This window comes from Desulfosediminicola ganghwensis, from assembly GCF_005116675.2.
In the GTDB taxonomy this organism is placed as follows: domain Bacteria; phylum Desulfobacterota; class Desulfobulbia; order Desulfobulbales; family Desulfocapsaceae; genus Desulfopila; species Desulfopila ganghwensis.
Map to the genome: position 1 here is coordinate 1,035,536 of NZ_CP050699.1, position 15,435 is coordinate 1,050,970.

General features: G+C 50.5%; 10 protein-coding genes. 3 read left to right on the forward strand and 7 right to left on the reverse strand.

Annotated features, from left to right (window positions below):
• Window positions 1-17: 17 nt before the first annotated feature.
• The 3 genes from FCL45_RS04485 to FCL45_RS04495 are packed head-to-tail and all read left to right on the forward strand — an operon-like array spanning window position 18 to window position 1,983.
• Window positions 18-566: a lipocalin family protein gene (locus FCL45_RS04485; protein WP_167495867.1), complete on the forward strand. Its 549-nt coding sequence runs from the start codon at window positions 18-20 to the stop codon at window positions 564-566.
• Window positions 566-1,204, forward strand: a complete 639-nt coding sequence (locus tag FCL45_RS04490; protein ID WP_136799148.1) for a methyltransferase family protein — start codon at window positions 566-568, stop codon at window positions 1,202-1,204. Before FCL45_RS04485 ends, FCL45_RS04490 begins: the two co-directional genes overlap by 1 nt.
• On the forward strand, window positions 1,204-1,983 hold the full coding sequence (locus tag FCL45_RS04495; RefSeq protein WP_136799149.1) for an FkbM family methyltransferase: 780 nt from the start codon (window positions 1,204-1,206) through the stop codon (window positions 1,981-1,983). The genes FCL45_RS04490 and FCL45_RS04495 overlap by 1 nt, the downstream gene beginning before the upstream one ends.
• A gap of 3 nt (window positions 1,984-1,986) precedes the next feature.
• Here the strand turns inward: FCL45_RS04495 and FCL45_RS04500 are convergent, their stop codons facing one another.
• The 7 genes from FCL45_RS04500 to glpK all read right to left on the reverse strand — a co-directional run bounded on the left by FCL45_RS04500 (window position 1,987) and on the right by glpK (window position 15,060).
• Window positions 1,987-3,267 carry a (Fe-S)-binding protein gene (locus FCL45_RS04500; RefSeq protein ID WP_136799150.1) on the reverse strand — a complete coding sequence of 427 codons (1,281 nt, stop codon included), beginning with the start codon at window positions 3,265-3,267 and terminating at the stop codon, window positions 1,987-1,989.
• Between the two features lie 48 nt (window positions 3,268-3,315).
• Window positions 3,316-4,602 carry a glycerol-3-phosphate dehydrogenase subunit GlpB gene (gene glpB, locus FCL45_RS04505; RefSeq protein WP_136799151.1) on the reverse strand — a complete coding sequence of 429 codons (1,287 nt, stop codon included), beginning with the start codon at window positions 4,600-4,602 and terminating at the stop codon, window positions 3,316-3,318.
• Window positions 4,599-6,260, reverse strand: coding sequence for an anaerobic glycerol-3-phosphate dehydrogenase subunit A (glpA, locus tag FCL45_RS04510; RefSeq protein WP_136799152.1), 1,662 nt, complete (start codon window positions 6,258-6,260; stop codon window positions 4,599-4,601). The genes glpB and glpA overlap by 4 nt, the downstream gene beginning before the upstream one ends.
• A 929-nt stretch (window positions 6,261-7,189) precedes the next feature.
• Complete coding sequence (locus FCL45_RS04515; RefSeq protein WP_136799153.1) at window positions 7,190-8,794, reverse strand: L-lactate permease; 1,605 nt, start codon at window positions 8,792-8,794, stop codon at window positions 7,190-7,192.
• A 1,368-nt stretch (window positions 8,795-10,162) separates the two neighbouring features.
• Window positions 10,163-10,570, reverse strand: a complete 408-nt coding sequence (locus FCL45_RS04520) for a DUF3592 domain-containing protein (RefSeq protein ID WP_136799154.1) — start codon at window positions 10,568-10,570, stop codon at window positions 10,163-10,165.
• 100 nt (window positions 10,571-10,670) lie between these two features.
• Entirely contained in the window at window positions 10,671-12,362 is a 1,692-nt protein-coding gene (locus FCL45_RS04525; RefSeq protein ID WP_136799155.1) for an L-lactate permease, read from the reverse strand.
• A 1,213-nt stretch (window positions 12,363-13,575) separates the two neighbouring features.
• On the reverse strand, window positions 13,576-15,060 hold the full coding sequence (gene glpK / locus FCL45_RS04530) for a glycerol kinase GlpK (protein ID WP_136799156.1): 1,485 nt from the start codon (window positions 15,058-15,060) through the stop codon (window positions 13,576-13,578).
• Window positions 15,061-15,435 lie beyond the last annotated feature (375 nt).

Genomic DNA, 15,435 nt, shown 5'->3' on the forward strand with positions numbered 1-15,435 from the left:
GGGGGATTCATGACAGGTTGCGACTGTTACTTTGTTCGTTGTCTCTCACTGTTCTGACAGGTTGCGCCGGATTACCCAAGGGAATTGAGCCTGTTCAGGATTTTGAGCTGAACAGGTATCTTGGCAGGTGGTATGAGGTTGCCCGGCTGGATCACTCATTTGAACGGGGACTGACCAGGGTAATGACCGAGTACAGTATGCGTGATGACGGGGGCGTCAAGGTTGTCAACAGGGGCTATCAGGCTGAGAGCGGAAGTTGGAAAGAAGCTGTGGGCAGGGCGTACTTTGTGCGCTCACCCCGGGAAGGTTATCTGAAGGTAAGCTTTTTCCGGCCATTTTACGGCACCTATGTGATTATGGAACTTGATCAAGGGTATGAGTATGCTCTGGTTTGCGGGGCGAACCGAAAATATCTCTGGATTCTGGCCAGAGAGCCGGATCTGGATGAGGTGGTTAAGCAACGTTTGATCGCCAGGGCGAAAGAATTGGGGTTTGCTGTCGACAAACTGATTTATCCGCAGGTAGGTGATCCCCGAACTTCAGCTGCAGCTCAAGTCGATTTGTAATGAAACCTGATTTCCTGTTCTATCTTGGCATTGCCTGGGCTGCCTGGTGTTGTATGCATAGCCTGCTGATTAACCGATCAGTCCAGGATAATACGGAGAAGTTTTTCGTAAGGATGGGCTTTCCCGGTTTCAGGTATCGCCTGTTCTATACCATTGCAGCCTGCTTGAGTTTGCTTCCCCTGGTCGTGCTGACAGTTATGGTTCGAGGTGAGGTGGTTCTGGTTTGGCGCGGTCTCTGGCATCTGCTGGAGCTTGTGTTGGCAATCGGTGCGCTCGGGCTCTTTTGGTGCGGATCCAGGCAATATAATCTCCATGACATGGTGTACGGTAGAAAGACGGCTGCCGGGAAAAGGGATGACGTTGAATTTTCCAGGGACGGTGTGCATGGCGTGATACGTCATCCCTGGTATCTCGGATCCCTGCTTTTTTTGTGGTCCTGGCCGGTGTATCACGAGGCGACCATTCTCTCCGCGGTGATTCTCTCCTGTTATTTGCTGATCGGCGCCTTCATCGAGGAGAGGCGGCTGGTTGCGGAGTTTGGGGAAAAGTACCGACAATATCAACAGGAGGTTTCCATGCTGATTCCCTGGAAGTGGCTTTCGAAGAGAGTGTCACAAAAACTAAAAAGGCGCGATTGATGACACCATGGGAACGGCTTCAGGAAGCATGGTGCCGGGTGCGCGGCTGGTACCCTGCCCGGGTCGCAGGCCGACAGTTGCGATGCGATCCTGATCACATCAGCTTCTGGTCCAAGGTTGATAATGGCAGCTGGGAGCCGCAAACCTTTACGGTGCTCGATTCGATCCTGGCGCCAGGTGGGATCCATCTTGATGTCGGTGCCTGGATAGGGCCGACGGTGCTGCATGCGGCCCACTGTTCGAAAAAGGTATTTTGTTTCGAACCGGATAAAGTCGCCTATATGTACCTGCTCGCCAACCTGAAACTCAATAAGCTGGACAACGTTATCCCTTTTAATATGGCGGTTGCCGAAAAAAGCAGCATAAGCCGGATGGCCAGCCCCCGTGGTAAGCGAGGGGACTCCATGACCAGCCTGCTCTACCCGGACGGCAAGGCAGGTATGGAGGTGGTGGTGATAGCCTGGCAGCAATGGCTGGAGCTCGTTGGACGCCCGGTTTTTACGAGCATAAAGATGGATGTAGAGGGAGGCGAGTTTACCCTTCTTCCTGCTATGAAGAGTTACCTGCAGCAACAGAAACCAGCACTGTATCTTTCACTGCACCCGCATCTGCTGCCCGTCGATAAACGACAACAGCAGATGACCGCAATGGTCGATCTGCTGAGTCCTCTTTACGAGCTGGCAGATTCCGGCTCAGGTGAGAGGCAGCCTGTGGGAAATCTCCTGACAGCAGAAAGAGTGGACCGTGGGGGCTCGTACCTTCTGCTGCCGGTTGCTTAAAGACTAAAGACCGATGTTGGCCAGGTCCGGCCCAAGATAGGTCCTTTCGTTTTCGCCAAGAATTCCCAAAGAGAGACAGATAAGGGTCCAGAAGTGGACCACGTTATACGCCCCGCCATAATGATGGCCGATGTCTTCCATCTGGGAGTGGCAGTTGTGGCAGGGGGTGAGCACGTAATCCGCCTGGGTAGCCATTATCTGGTCAAACTTCCGCTTGCCGTAGGTGCGTCGATGCTCGGTCATGCCAGCCTGCAGGAAGCCACCGCCACCGCCACAGCAGTAGTTTGCGCTACGGTTCGGCTGCATGTCGATAAAGTTCTCTTCACCGACCAGCTTTTTGGCGACAAAACGTAGATCATCGGCGATAGAGTCCCCGTAGGCTTTTCGCACGATCTGGCAGGGGTCCTGCACCGTAAACTTGATATTGTTGGTGTTCCAGTCTGCGTTGACCGGCAGTTTTCCTTCGCGTATCCATTTCGCGTAGTAGCTCACCAGACTCTCAACCCGGAAGTTGGCTTCCATGCCGAAGCGGTTCACCGCGTTCCACATGGTGTAATAGGAGTGTCCGCACTCGGTGTTGAGCCAGACCGCGCACTCTAACTCGTTGGTGGCATCGACGCGGGTTTTGATGACGTCGTACCATGCCTCTTCATCACCGGAAAACATACAGAAATTTTCCGCAGCCCAGCCTTTGGAGGCGTAGGTCCAGTCGGCTCCGACCAGGTGAAAGATTTTCCAGAGTGGCACCATCTCATCGGGTTCGCTCATCGGCTCCCTTGAGTTCTGGTTAACGAAAAAATGTGCTCCTTTTTTATCGATCGGGGCAACCATGTCTTTGAATTGGGGTTGCTGCTCGCGAACTTCCTCAAGTACGTCGTTGACTACGAAAACAAAATCATCAGGCGGCAGACCCATGGCGCTCGTGGAATCGGTTGAGCGGGTCAGCTCGCATGATCGCACGATGCCGTTCGGTTTTTTCTCTTTCGGCCAGTTGCCACGGGCGAGAAAAACCAGTTGGGAAATATCGATGTTCATCGGACAGACATGTTGGCAGCGCTTGCACTGGGTACATGTCCAGACCCACGGGGTGGTGGAAAGCTCTTTGTTCATGCCGAGCATCGCCATGCGGATGAACTTGCGAGGGTCCATGTTCTCAATCCCCGAAGCCGGACAGCCCGATGAGCAGAGGCCGCAGGTAAGGCAGGCGTCAAAGCTGGCTCCCTCGGGCAGAAGTTCGATTGCCTTTTCCTTAAAATTTATAGTGGGTGTTATTGCATCAGACATATTCATTCCTTTGGCTGCGAAATGTATCGCTATAAGGCCTTACTCTACTCATGCTGCTTTGAGGAGTTTATGCGCTTCATTGACTGCTCTGTAGGCGGTTGCCAGGGCAACGCCTGCACCGCAACGGCCACGAATCCAATCTTGATGGGCAAGAATTACGCCGGCCGCAAAGAGCCGCTGGTCGATAACTTTCCCATCGGCATCGATAGGGTGGAACTGGTCATCCACTTCAATTCCTGAGAGATGAATGGAATGCCCGGCCTTGTCCAGGTAGTTGTGGCTGTACCAGTCGTCGCGGTTTTCCGGTTGGTTGACATGAAGTCCAAGCAGAGGCTCGGTGATACCATCATGGTGGGCCTGGAGACCACCGCTTAAAAAGCGACCGGTGGCAAGCAATACCGTCTTGGCAACTATGTCGATGGGACCGAAATTATCACGCAGCGAGAGTGTAATTCCATCCCGGCCGAATTCTACGTTGGTGACTTTCTGCTGGGGTACCAGTGTGAGCCCTTTTTCGGGAAATACCTGTTCGAACATTTCCCGCAGACGAATGCCTGGAACAGAGGGTGGCATAGTCGGAATTTCGAAGATCGGCACACCTATGAGTCTGGCAAGATCGGCCATGACCTGATCGGGTTTGTGCATGCCGAGTACCGCAGGCATGCCGATGACCTCACTGTCCCCGGCGACCTTTTTGATCTCTTCTGCCAGAGCCTCCCTATTGGCAGGCACTTCAAGAGCGCGGGCCATAACCTCAGCATAGATCTCGCCGTGCTCCATATTGGGAAAGGTGACCCGACGAGCCTTTAACAAAGGCCATTCCTTTTGCAGATTGGCAACGCACTGTCTGGCACTGAAACCGCGCAAGCCTTTGAAGTCAATTATAGTGCATTTGCTTTTAGCGGCAAAAGCCTCTACCCCGGCCTGCATTGTGGCCGGGACGCTGAAGGTCGGTTTGCTCGTTCCCGCAGGAGTCAGTGCCATCACATTGCGTTCCTGTGGTGTGCCGTATTTGATTCCGCAACTGCCTATAAAGGCGGTGAACTCGTCAAAGCCGGCGCGTATTTCCTCATCGGAAACCCTGCTCAAAGGGTGGCGCGGCTGACTTGACCGCAGGCTGGCAAGAGCATGCCAGGGGTCGTTGGAGAGCGGTGAGTTGCTATCAGCCTTACCCAGCAGATCGAGATAGCCTGTGGTATAAGCGATAGCACCGGTGTTTCCAGCAAGAGAAGTGGAGATGCCGCGGTTAATGGCAAAAATAGCGGCAGCCATACCGGTAAGGCCTGAGCCGATGACCGCAAACTCCGTGGTGAATAGTCGTTTATCCTCAATCATTTGGTTTTTCCTGTGCTGGTTGGGGCGATAGTGTTATCTGCCGCTGCATTCACATCTTCATCTAAGCAGTCAAGGCCCAGTAAGCCGCAGTGCAGGGCTTCTGCGAGTTCCATCTGGGCAGCCTGCTGGCCCCAGATCACTGTGCGCATACCTTTAAACCGCTCGCTGAAGAAGTCGCGCATGTGATTCAGGCCAGTCTGGTCTGTGTAATACCCTCTGTCGTACAGATATGAACCTATGCGAATGCCGCAGAATGAGCCCTGACAAGGCCCTTTGCCCGCCCTTGATCGAAGGGCGATGGCTTCAAGGGTCATCTCTTTTTCAGCACCGGGAGCGCACTGCACAATCTGATCGATGGCAGACTGCGGCACCATCTCACACTCGCAGAGAATCATGTCATCGGGGTTATTGGCTTCATACCAGTATTTAGGGGAAGCGCCGGGCTCTGTCCATTTGCATGAGGTGCCAGCCGGCATAGGGGTGACCCTGGTAAGGCAAGGGTTGGTATTGCCGAGTCGTTGCGCCACAAGGTCTGCGGTTTTTTCCGCCATCAGTCTGAAGGTGGTGAGTTTACCTCCAGTGATTGTGCAAAAATTCGAAAGATTCTGGTCTTCGTGATTTTTTAGGGAAAATGATCGGGTAACGCTTCGGTCATTGTTGTCATCACCTTCCTGTACCAAGGGGCGGACCCGGGCAAATGCCCTGATATAGCGGGCATTGCTCAATGCCGGAATCATGGCTGATCCCTCGGCAACGTTTTTATTGACCTCGTCTATGGTCGGCCGGGAGTTTTCGGGAGTATCGGTTCGCAGGGAGGTGGTGCCAAGAACTGAAACCGTACCGCCGGGGACAAGAATATCACCATCAGCAGGTGGGCGAAGACGATTGATGACCCTTTTGGTTAAACGGTCATTGGTGACGAGCAGAGTTCCTTTGGAATAGAGAAGGCTTACATCATTGCATCCAGCCATTTTGGCAATGTTCATGGCCCAGGCACCGCCTGCGTTTACATATTGCTTGGCAACGATTTTCAGCAGCTCACCGCTATGGTAATTTTTACAGATTGCAGCCTTGATTGTTCCATTTTCTATTTCAAAGTCTACAACTCCGGTGTGAGAGTGGTAGACGGACCCGCCCAGTTCATGAGCGTGGTTGACATTTTCTAAAGCGAGGCGGAATGGATCGACAGTTGCATCTGGAACCTCGAACGCTTTTATGGTGTCTCCGGACAGGTGCGGCTCAAGCTGGAGAGCTTCGTCGACGGTCAGTTCCTTGCAGGTGATTCCAGCGGCTTTACAGAGTTCCGGAAATTTGGCGGCGTACTTTTCATCATCTCCGGCAACGGCAACAAAAAGGCCGCCGGTTTCTTCTACGCATTGGGGAGCGAGGCGTTTGAGGAGATCTGCCTCCTCGCGACATTCAATTGCAGAGTGGGGATCACTGAAAACATAGCGAGCGCCCGAATGCAGGAGGCCATGGTTACCACCGGATGCACCGGCGCAGAGATCTTGTTTATCAATGAGGTGGGACTGGATAGATCGCAGAGCAAGATCACGCATGATCCCCGTTCCGGTAGCACCACCGCCAATTATGAGCACTTCAGTTTCAACGGTCCGGGAAACTGAAAGAGGCTGGCATGCTCTCTCTGGTGAGTTCATTTTAGATGTCCTGTGAATTCAATTAACGTGCTGTTTTTTTATAGTTAATATGCGAAAGAGATAAAAACGTAAAACTGGTAATGAATGGTATCCTACATCTCCCCTTTTGCGCAATTATACAAGAGAATAGATAAAAAGCTTGTCGAAAATCTTCAAATGAAAAGAAATTGAGCGATAAGTGAAACTGCGAAAGGTTTAAAGCGAAAGTCCTTAGGGTCTGTATTATAGTTATATGAAAGTTGTTGTGCCAGGTCTTGCACAACATGGAGGGCAGGATGCTGGGAAGCTGGCTTTGGTGTCAGGAGGTGTGGAACAGGTGTCTTTTTTGACCATGAGATTTGAATAATTTTAAATCTTCCAACTAGCAAAATTGTATTGGGCTCTTTTTATGACAATTCTGATAGTCGCCAAATTTAACCTGGCAAGCCGGGCAAGCCGCTGCTTACCACTAAGACTCAGCTTCAAGGCGTGGGGAGAAAGACGATAGGAGTATCAACTTAAAGCAAAGAAACACTTCTCCATAAGCCTATCGCTGAATTATTCCAGGGATTGGTCACCTGCTAATCCGTCGCGTCTCCCCTCTACGTCTATCACGTCACGTTTTCGAACTGAAAATTGGGGGGTAATCAGAATTATAAAAGAATCAGCTGCGATCACTGTTGTCGGGGGCGATCGAAGAAAGAGAATTCTGGTTGGAAGGATATGCATGACAGCAGGCCGGTATTGCCTTTGCTGAGCAATACAATGGCGAAGAGAAAATAGTGTCAATGCAGATTAGAAGCGGTGATTCAAGAGAGCGTGATTGGATGGAACTTTTAATCCGCCTGGGATTACAAGTGCTGATTCTGAAAAATATTAAAAAAAAGGCAGCTTCAACGGGCGGAAGCTGCCTTTTTTAAAGGACTGATGTTGAACGGATTATTCAATCATTAAGCAAAGCCAAGGAAAGCGATGAAACCTGCTACGAAGCAGTAGAATAGAGCCGGCAGTAAGGTGAAACGAATTATCTGTCCTTCCTTTCCTACCATGCCAACAACAGAGGCGGCTGCAACAACATTGAGCACGCATATCATATTACCAGCATTGGCACCAATAGCCTGAAGGGCGAGTGTTGTGGTCTGGGAGAAGCCTACGGTGTCTGCGGTGGCGTACTGCAGATTGCCAAACATCATGTTGGAAAACGTCGCACTACCAGCAATAAAGGAGCCGAGGCAACCGACCAGCGGGGCGAAAATTGGCCAGAAACCTGAGAAGGTTGCGGCAGCGAGTTGACCAAGTTCGATCGGCATACTCGCAAGAGCAGCAGTGTTCACATCGGAGTGCAGGAAGATACGGACCATTGGTACTGATGCACCGAGAGCGATAATAGAAGGTCCGAGTGCCTTGATGGATGTCATCCAGGCGGTCTTGATCTTGCGTGGTTCCTTCTTGTGGAGAAACGCGGTGAGGATTACCACGAATACGAATATGGTGCCTGGCAGGTACAGGGTGTGTGCAGTTACTGAAACAGAGGTGGAGAGAATGTTATTCCAGCTGACCTGGGCAGCAACCATCCATGCTTTGAAAGGGAGAAAGTCAAGCCTGGTGAGAACCAGAAAACAAACCACGAGAATGTACGGAGTCCAGGCAAGCCAGAGAGGCATGGACTTTTCTTGACAACCTTCTTTGGCTTTCATGCTCTCTGCCTGGGAATCGTTTTCGAAAAGCCAGGTTGTCTTTGGCATGAGGAAGCCTGATCGGGCAGCACTGATACAGATACCAAGAGCGATGAGTGCACCAAGTATAGAAGGGAATTCAGGTCCGAGAAAACGAGCGGTGAGGTAGGCGGAACCGGTGAACGAAATACCGCCCAGTAAGGCGAACTTCCAGGCACCGAGGCCTTCGGTCCAGGACTTATTCTTACCGAAGAAGCGGGTAAGGATGGCAACCATAATCAATGGGATGAAGGTTGCTACCATTACATCGAGAGTAATGGTTTTAACAGTAACAGTCAGCAAGTCTGCCGAGGAAATCCCCTGTACACCCTGGCCAATACCCACGAGGATCGGTGTGCCAACGGCCCCGGTAGATACTGCGGCACTATCAGCAATAAGCGCCAGTACAACAGCGGCGAGTGCAGGGAAACCGAGTGCAACAAGGAGAGGAGCAACAATTGCGGCTGGAGTGCCGAAACCAGCTGCACCTTCAAGGAAAGACACGAATAACCAGCCGATAATGACGACCTGGATACGACGATCAGTTGTTATTTGAGAAAATCCATCTCGAATAACTGAAATTGCGCCACTTACCTTAAGGGTGTTCAAGAGGAGCAGGGCGCCGAAGACAATCCATAGAATGGTTAGTGAGATGGCCCATCCCTGAAGAATCGAGGCGGCCACCTGAATGGGCGTTACCTTCCAGACAAAGACTGCCATTACTGCGGTAAGCAGCAGGCTGATGGGCATTGCCCGAGTCGCAGGAATGCGTAAAATAATGAGAAATAAGAATACTGCGATTACTGGAGTTAATGCAGCAAAGACTTGAAGTAATGTCATAATTCTCCCCAATACCCTGAGATTGATGGTGTGTATGTTGCTTTCAACTGGTTATGAGCGACAGGAGTACCTTTGGGCCAATGTCGTATAAAACCGAGGAAAGGCATTTCGCATGATTCCCGATTTGCATTGGTATTGGATACGTTCCATCATCGACGGGAGTTGGAACGAGCCTGAATGCGCACGGCGGTTTTCATCAGTGACTTGTACAAGTCTGCTTAAAGTGTGGCCAGCAGTTGCGGGTGGGGGGTACAACTATGACGCAGTTTTGTCTTTTCTGGGTTTTTTCCAGTCACATTGATTCCGGAAGGGGAGAATTCATCTGGCAAGACCTACTCTCTCCCGGCGTGCAAACATGGTTTCTGTTGCATTGAGCCGAAGCAAAACGTTACACCTCTGTGACTTCGAAAGCCTAACGTGCCAATGCTCTCGAAGAATGCATTTTCACGATAATTAACGCCCTGTTGTAAGGTTGTTATAGTGGTGTTTGATGCGGTCTATCCTGGTTTGCTCCTGAGCATGCAGCTGTGATTAACATCAAATATTGCAATGTGCAAGCAGAAATGAAGTCGGTGGTCTGACTAAGGGCTTTATGGCCTGTGTAATTTAAGGGGAACCATAAGGCTTATCCGGTGGGGTAAACGAAAAATATCACGAAGAAACTTGCCTAATGGGCCCTTCGGCTATTGCAGTAAAAAAAGAACGAAGAAAAAACTTTCCATATGGCTGGACAGACCAGGAAACCATGGTTCACGTTCAAGTCTTAAGGTGGCAGGTTCGCGGCAGATGGCAATGGGAAACAGATGGTGGTAGTTGCGTGACATATTGATACGTAACTGCACAGAATATAACACTAAATGAGGGGGGATGCTTTGTGTGATGATGGGCAGTGGTCGAATGCGGTTCGCTTTGAAAAACAGTTTATGCCGGAAGGGATACAGTCTGGCAAAAAGGCTGTTTTGTGAGTGGGCTGATCTGTAAGTTGTGTGGAAGGGGTTGGATGAGAACTGGGTTACGGTACAGGTTGTGGTTTGAAGTGCATACGCGTACCAGACAGTGACAGGACTGAAGGCAGGCGGCGGGGAAGCTGTGGGAGTACGGGAGATTGAGACAAAAAGGAGTATATACCCGGATGACTGATCTGGCTTGCTGCAATGTGAGGTTGTGCAAACAGGGACAACCCTGGGGTGCTCTGGCAGTTCAGGCTTCGAAGTTGCAGGTCAGGCAAAGAAAGATAAGTTTAGCACGACAGGGTCACGGGGGGAAACGGAAATGGCCCCTTTCCTGCTTGCTGAGGATAGGGGCCATTCTTGGGAAGTATCCCAAAGCTTGGGAAAAAAAGACTACTGGGCCAAGCTTTGGTTGTGGTTAAGCAGTGTATTTAACCAGTACGCAAAGAACTCCTACGGAAACCATTACAACTGGTGTTTTGAAGATGAGGGAATAGTTCTTAAGCATCGCTTTACCAGGATTTGTTCGGTCGTATAGGACAGATACTTGGTCCCCGATTTCGGCGTGAACATTCTGCTCTCCGGTATCGAGCCTGGCGCTGTGCTGCCTGCCATTGTGGTCAGAGAAGACAACTTTTGGATTGTTCACTACCTGCACGCGTCCTGCGTAATCACCAAAGCCCACGAGCGCATTCTCGGATTGTTCAAAATCAACAACTTCTGCGAAGGTTGATGTAGAACGTTGTGTCAGATGAATTTTGAGCATTAATACAATTAAGCCTACGCTCAATAAAACTTCTGGTAAATGAATAATTGCTCTTTCCATGTCGGCCTCCCCTTGATTGCATTAAACCCCCGGATGAAACAGGTTCAACCGGGGGGGGAATAGATGTTAATCCATCTTTAAAATGACCGTCGCTTGGCTATTAGCCCACAAGTGGGTCGGTGATACCGAGCATATAGATGGCGACCATGCCGATGGCGCCTGCTACAAATACGTAGTAGAGGGTCGGGATGATGGTCATACGCAGGGTTTTACCTTCCTGGCCAAGAAGACCAACAGTCGCAGAAGCGGCAACTACGTTGTGGATTGCGATCATGTTACCCGCAGCAGCACCAACAGCTTGAAGTGCAACCATCAGGCCGCCGGAGATGGTCAGTGCCTCAGCTACTTCAAACTGGAACTGGCTGAGCATCATGTTGGAAACGGTATTGGAGCCAGCGATAAAGGCACCAAGTGCACCAACACTGGAAGCGAACATCGGGTAGATGGAACCGAATGCATCAGCTACGAAGGAAGCCATGGCAACTGGCATGGATGCGAGTTCTGCACCGTTTACGCCAGAGTTGATCAGGATACGTACCATCGGGATGGTGAACATCAGAACAAAACCTGCAGAAACCAAGGTCTTACCAGCGTCAGCAGCAGCGCTTACCAACTGGGCAGGCTTCATTCTATGCAGGAACATGGTAAGGAAACATACGAAGAGCATGATTCCACCTGGTAGGTAAAGTGGCTGAATTGCAGCACTTACACCAGCCTCACCAAGAATATTCTTCATGCCGAAGGAAAGGCTTTTGGTAAAGCCTTTCAGTTCTGGGGATACACGGGTGAGAACCAGGATTGCAGCAACGAGCAGGTATGGGGCCCATGCCATTGGCAGGGAGATTTTTTTCTCATCAGCTGAAGGTGCTTTCGGAGTGATGGTGCCGAACCAGCCTTTTGGCCATTCGCTCTGTTCTGGGAAATCCCAGGTGGTCTTAGGCATGAGGAAACCGGCCTTGGCAGCAGGTACCACGATAGCCATACCAACCAGAGCACCGATCAGGGATGGGAATTCAGGTCCAAGGAATATACCGGTAAGTGCGTATGGAATGGTGAAAGCAAGACCTGCAAAAATTGCAAATGGAGTAATGGAAAGTCCTTCAGACCAGCTCTTGTTTTTACCGAAGAAGCGGCAAAGCATAACTACCATGAACAGCGGCATCAGGGTGCCGATGATGGCATGGATGATGGCTACTTCAGAGGTAATGAGCATGTAAAATGCATCCCAGCTGGAACCGGCAGCGGTAAGATCTGCGCTGATTCCGGTAAAGTCGAGACCATTTTTGACACCGATTACAATCGGGGTACCAACAGCACCGAAAGAAACCGGGGTGGACTGGATCATCATACCGATCATGACCGCGCCCAGTGCAGGGAAGCCGATGGCAACCAGCAGAGGTGCAGCGATAGCAGCAGGAGTACCAAAACCAGACGCGCCCTCAATGAAACAACCGAACAGCCATGCAATGATGATAGCCTGGATACGACGGTCAGGGCTGATGTCGGTAAAGCCTGCGCGAATTGAGGTGATTGCTCCGGAATTCTGGAGGGTGTTCAGCAGCATGATAGCGCCGAAAATAATCCAGAGAACCGATACCGTAATGATTGCGCCCTGGATGGTAGAGGCGAGGACACGGTTCATTCCCATATCCCAGACAAAGAGTCCGATAGCTGCAGCAACGAGAAAACAAATAGGCATTGCGCGTCTTGCCGGCCAGTTAAGACCTACAAGGAGTATGGCGGCAACGAAAATAGGCATCGCAGCCAGAAGGGCCAAAATGGATGTTGACATAACTTCCTCATTCTAAGAAAAATGATTGTTCCGCAAAATTAGTGGTGTTTCTTCCACTGATTTCGATACAGACAGCCTGACTATCCTGAAAGGTCTGCACAAACATCGTCAAAATCAATTACTCATTTGTGGCGCTAGGTAATCAATAGCATTCCCAGGCGGGGGACCATGGTAAAGCTTTTGATCAACAGGAACCACTGACCGTTTGAGTTGCTGGTTTCCGATATTGTTCCTTCAGGCAGGCTGAGCTGCGCTTTCAGTTCCTCCGAAAAACGACTTCGTGGCAACTTATCGCTCTGGCAAACGATGCATTGCAAAACTGATCGTGCAGTACACGTCTGGTGATTTGTAGACCTGGTTTCAGGAAGGTTGTCGAAGAGTCTGGTTTCTCATCTGGAACCACGGTTTCCTGGTCTGACCACAAATACCTAACGGGTGGGTAGTAATGCATAATCAACATTCGGAGCAACATTATTCTATCAGTATAAAGCTTGTCAAGTAGAAATAAATAGGCTGAAAGCTAGATAAATCAAGGATAAGAGTATATTTTGTCAGGACTCTGTGGCTAACAGCTTGTAGTAAAGTCAAAAAATATCAAAAGGTATTAAATGAAGACCAGCGGTAAAAAAAAATACCACGTCGTGGTTGGGCGAGTAAGGTTGGTTGGGTCGAAGGCATGGTGTTAACCGTTTGCCTTTGATCATAAGATCCCGATAAGGCATTAAAAGATCTGACGTTGGCGTCGTTTGGCAATTGAAGAACTGAATCAGCTCAATAGATTGGTTCATTGCGTGGTCCGTTGCCGGAATACAGTGATGCATTATAAACCACTATAAAAACAAGTATATATGGCGTTTAATCGTTTTGGTTGCAGTTGGAAGCTGGTCGCGTCTGAAAGTTAGAATTTTCGGAAGGGCGAGATGGTTGGCAGAATCTATTGGATTGTAATAAAAATCAGGAGGTAAATGCGGGTTATTGCCGTGTTGGTACATTCTGGATAAAAGGCAGTGGCGGTAATGGCAGAATGGGGTCTGTTGACTGTTTGATTCCGGTCTTTCGGGAAGTGAGCGAGGGAAGATTTGAAGTCTTTTGTCACGGGAAGCTGCCAGGTAATGTGTATAATCAATGGATTAGCACAATCCTGGCAGTTTCTCTTTTTTTGTGAACTCTGGTTTCCGGGGAGGGGCAAGTCCTCATGCTTCCTTAACAACCCCTAGGTCAACGTCCTGCGTACAGCATCCTTCCAGCCTTTGTATTTTCTGGCCCTGATTTCATCATCCAGAGCTGGGGCAAAACGGCACTGGCGTTTCCATCTCTCAGCGAACTCTTCAGGGGGAGGGAATATGCCTTCGTAAAGGCCGGCAAGGTAGGCTGCGCCAACCGCTGTTGTCTCAAGAATTGCAGGTCTGTCTACTGGTGCATCAAGAATGTCAGCCAGAAACTGCATGGTCCAGTTTGAGGCAACCATGCCGCCATCAACACGCATTATAGTGTCTCCTAAATCTGCACAGTCGCCGGCCATTGCTTCAAGCAGGTCGCGGGTCTGGTAGCAGACAGACTCAAGAGCAGCGCGAGAGAGCTCTGCAGGGCCGGTAGCGCGGGTGATACCGAAAATAGCACCCCGGGCTTCAGGATCCCAATGCGGGGCTCCAAGGCCGGTAAACGCAGGGACCAGATAGACATCCTGATTGATATCAGCCTTGCGGGCGAGTTTACCTGTTTCGTTGGCCGCTTCGATAAGGCCCATGGCATCTCGCATCCATTGCACGGCCGCGCCGGCGACAAAAATCGAGCCTTCAAGGGCGTAGGTGGTTTTGCCATTCAACCGGTAGCCGATAGTGGTTAGCAGGCGATTTTTTGATTGAACTGCAATATCACCTGTGTTCAGAACAATGAAGCTACCTGTGCCATAGGTTGATTTGATCATACCAGGTTCAAAACATGCCTGGCCGACCAGGGCAGCCTGCTGGTCACCTGCGATACCGCGAATGGGAATCGCCGCACCGAACAGGTTCACATCGGTTTCACCAAAATTGTCTGAAGAATCTTTAACTTCCGGCAGCAGGGAGGCGGGGATGTTGAGCAACTCGAGCAAATCGTCATCCCAGCGGTTTTCATGGATATTGTATACCATGGTGCGCGAGGCATTGGTGGCGTCAGTGGCATGGACTTTACCACCCGTGAGTCTCCACAGCAGGAAGGTGTCGACAGTGCCGAAGGCGAGTTTGCCAGCCTCTGCCTTTTCCCTGGCTCCTTCCACATTGTCCAGCAGCCAGCTGATTTTAGTGCCGGAGAAATAGGCGTCGAGCAAAAGGCCTGTCTTGGCGGTAATCATCGGATTGTGGCCGCCCTGGGAGAGGGTGTTGCAGTAGTCTGCTGTGCGGCGGTCCTGCCAGACGATGGCTTTGTGAATGGGTTCGCCTGTTTCACGATCCCAGATCAGGGTGGTTTCACGCTGATTGGTGATGCCGATTGCGGCAATCTGCTCAGCGTTCAGGCCAGCTTCTGAGAGTGCCTGCCGGCAGGTGGCGAGGGTTGAGTTCCAGAGATCTTCAGGAGCGTGTTCCACCCAACCAGATTTGGGGAAATACTGTTTAAACTCCTGCTGGGCCACAGAAACAATATCAAAATTCTCATTAAAGATAATTGCTCTGCTGGAGGTCGTTCCCTGGTCAATTGCCAGGATGTACTTGGTCATGGTCTTCTCCTTGATCAGGATCGGTTGTGCGATTGAGGCCGGGCTAATAATTTACTAAAATAACATGGGAATAATAATGTGGCTTATAAGCTTACGGGACAAAGCCCTTGCTGCTCATCCATTCATTTATTCATCGAAAATCATTCAGGTACTGTCAAGGCAAGCGGCTTTCCCCGTTTTCCTGATGATTCCTTCTTCTGAGACAAAGTGGCCTGATGGCTCGACTCCGACAGGCTACACAAAAACGTAGTAATAATCTGCTGAGATAGAGGTTAAGCGACTTGCGTCTTCTCTAGATAAAAAAACAGGCTGGAGATTGTCAAGTCTCCAGCCTGTTGTGAGGTCAATCAGTCTGCATCCGGCCAGAGTATGGCA